The sequence below is a fragment of the Mycobacterium sp. E2462 genome (genome assembly GCF_001672685.1).
Classification (GTDB): Bacteria; Actinomycetota; Actinomycetes; order Mycobacteriales; family Mycobacteriaceae; genus Mycobacterium.
This window is the reverse complement of record NZ_LZKC01000015.1, coordinates 1-2,473: the sequence shown is the minus strand read 5'-3', so window position 1 is coordinate 2,473 and position 2,473 is coordinate 1. Positions and strand designations below refer to the sequence as shown.

Annotated in this window: 4 protein-coding genes and 1 pseudogene; 3 read left to right on the top strand and 2 right to left on the bottom strand. The window is 73.0% G+C overall.

Annotated elements, in window-relative coordinates:
- Positions 1-438: pseudogene (locus A5714_RS00930) on the top strand (SAM-dependent methyltransferase); the annotation flags it as partial.
- 43 nt (positions 439-481) lie between these two features.
- Positions 482-1,246, top strand: a complete 765-nt coding sequence (locus A5714_RS00925; protein WP_068281867.1) for an endonuclease/exonuclease/phosphatase family protein — start codon at positions 482-484, stop codon at positions 1,244-1,246.
- An 8-nt stretch (positions 1,247-1,254) separates the two neighbouring features.
- Here A5714_RS00925 and A5714_RS00920 read toward each other — a convergent pair whose 3' ends face one another.
- Both A5714_RS00920 and A5714_RS00915 read right to left on the bottom strand, forming a co-directional pair.
- On the bottom strand, positions 1,255-1,545 hold the full coding sequence (locus A5714_RS00920; protein ID WP_068281865.1) for a DUF3349 domain-containing protein: 291 nt from the start codon (positions 1,543-1,545) through the stop codon (positions 1,255-1,257).
- A 178-nt stretch (positions 1,546-1,723) separates the two neighbouring features.
- The gene (locus A5714_RS00915; protein WP_068071853.1) at positions 1,724-1,960 is read right to left on the bottom strand and encodes a general stress protein CsbD; all 237 of its coding nucleotides are present in this window, start codon (positions 1,958-1,960) and stop codon (positions 1,724-1,726) included.
- Between the two features lie 169 nt (positions 1,961-2,129).
- Here A5714_RS00915 and A5714_RS00910 point away from each other — a divergent pair.
- Positions 2,130-2,473, top strand: a 344-nt coding sequence (locus tag A5714_RS00910) for an SDR family oxidoreductase (RefSeq protein ID WP_156747111.1), incomplete at its 3' end; no start/stop codon positions are given.

Genomic DNA, 2,473 nt, shown 5'->3' with positions numbered 1-2,473 from the left:
GCGGGGGGGGGGGGGGGGCCCGCCGCGGCGGGCGCGGCGGCGGGGGGGGGCGGGGCGCCCGCCGGGGGGGGGGCGGCGGGCGCCCGCGACCGGGTGACGCTACTGCGTGCCTCACTGGACGCGGCGTGGCCGGACGGCCCGTTCGACCTGCTGGTGCTCAGCGAGGTCGGCTACTACCTGCAGGCGGAGGCGCTCGGCGCGACGCTGCGGCGGGAATGTCCGCGGCTGCTGCCGGGCGCCACCGTGGTCGCCGCCCACTGGCGGCACGACGTCGCGGACTACCCACTGACCGGCGACGAGGCACACGCCGTCATCGCGGCCACGCCGGGCCTGACACGGGTGGGGTGTTACCGGGACGACGACGTGGTGATCGAGGTGTTCGACACCGGTGACGGCCGGTCGGTCGCCGCCCGTGAGGACGTGCCGGGCGCGTGCTGAGCGGCGCGCGTCCGCGACCGGGAAAGTGGGTAGGCGAAGACCCATGCGGGTAGCGACTTTCAACATCCTGCACGGCCGAACCGTGGGCGACGGCGTCCACCTGGACCGGCTGCGCGACTGCGTGCGCCGCCTCGACGCCGACGTCCTCAGCCTGCAGGAGGTCGACTGTGACCAGCCGCGCTCGGAGCGCGCCGACCTCACCGCGGCCGCGGCCGAGGCGATGGGGGCCGTCGAACACCGCTTCGTCGCCGCCATTTCAGGCACCCCGGGGGCGACCTGGATGGCGGCCACTGGCCGGGAGCAGCCCGGTACCGCCGCCTACGGCATCGCGCTGCTGTCGCGCTACCCGGTGGACAGTTGGCAGGTGGTGCGGCTCCCCCGCATCCCAATGCGGTTCCCGATGTATCTCCCGGGCCCCAACCGGGTGATGGTGGTCGACGAGGAGCCGCGCGCGGCCGTCATCGCGCGGCTACGCACCCCGACGGGGGGCCTGACCGTCGCCAACACCCACCTGTCCTTCGTCCCCGGCTGGAATCGGCGCCAATTGCGCCGGCTCGTGCACGACCTGCGCGGGTTTCCGGGGCCGCGGCTGCTCACGGGTGACCTCAACATGACCCCGTCGACCGTGCAGCGCTGGTCGGGCATGCGGCCGCTGGCGGCGGCGCAGACGTTTCCCGCCGACAGCCCCAATCGGCAGCTCGACCACATCATGACCGACGACCCGGCGCTGCGCGGGCACGCCGTCGCGGCCGAGCCGATGTCCATCTCGGATCACCGGCCGCTCGTCGTCGACATCGAGCGGCACTGAGACGGTACTCAGCGGTCGCTGGGCGTCCCCATCGCGTGCACCAGCCGCCGGACGCGGTCGATCTCCTCGACCGAGGGCATCTCGTCGGTGACGCCGATGATCGCCACCCCGACATCGGCGCTGTCGACGCGGCGTCGCGTGGGCGCAAGCAGCCGCCGGGCGATGGCCGGGAGCTCGTCGTCGGCGACCCGCCGCGGCAACAGGGCCAGCAGCGGTGAGTACCCGAGGCTGGGCGCCCGGCCGGGGTAGCCGGCGCGCAGGAACGCGACGACGCTCGCGACTCGGTCGCTCAGGCCCATGTCTCACCTCGCTCACCCACCCACGCTGCGCGATGCGGGCAGTCAGGCCAGGGATAGCCCGGCGCGGCGATTTGAAACCACCGATCGTCGGTCGGCGGCGTTTCTGACACCCTACGCCGCAGGGGCCCGGCCCTCGCTCGGACCGGACCCCTGGCGGCGAAAAGTTACGCCGTATTGATTATTGATTGTCCTTCTGGCGCTCCTCGGCGGCCTTGGCGCCGGCCCGGGCGGATTCCGCCTCGGCTTCCTTCTTGCCGGCGTCGCGCTGCGCGTCGGCCTTGTCCTGCTGCGCCTGACCCTCCTCGACCAGGTCATCCTTGCCGAGGACGGCACCGCCGACCTCCTTGACCTTGCCCTTGATGCCCTCGACGCCGCCCTGCACCGCTTCCTGCGGACCGCTCTTGTCGTCCCCCATTGCCTGACCTCCTGGTCCCTGTGTTGTCGGGCGTGCGCCCGTTCGCGTAGGGCTTCCCCGTCGGCCCGCGATCAAACGGGGTCGCGGTGGCGGCCGTTCGGGTGCTCGCCTCCGCGTTTGACGGGAGAAACCCCGGGTAGCACTAGCGGCGATTGGGAAGCGGGTGCAGATGACGACCATCGCCGTGCTGGGGGCGACCGGAACCGCCGGGTCCCGGGTGGTGGCGCGGCTGAGGAGCCGCGGCGTCGCGGTGGTCGAGATCTCGCGGGCGCAGGGCGTCGACGTGGTCAGCGGGGCCAACCTGTCCCGTGCGCTGGACGGCGTCGACGTGGCGATCGACGTCACCAACCCGACGCCCCCGGACATCGGCATGGACATCGCCGAGACGCTGGTGACCGCCGCCCGCAACATCGTGAACGCGTGCGTAGAGCGGGCGGTCCGGCGGCTGGTGGCCGCCACCATGGCCGGCATCGAGGATCCCGCCTTCGACGGCTACCCCTACTGCGAGGCCAA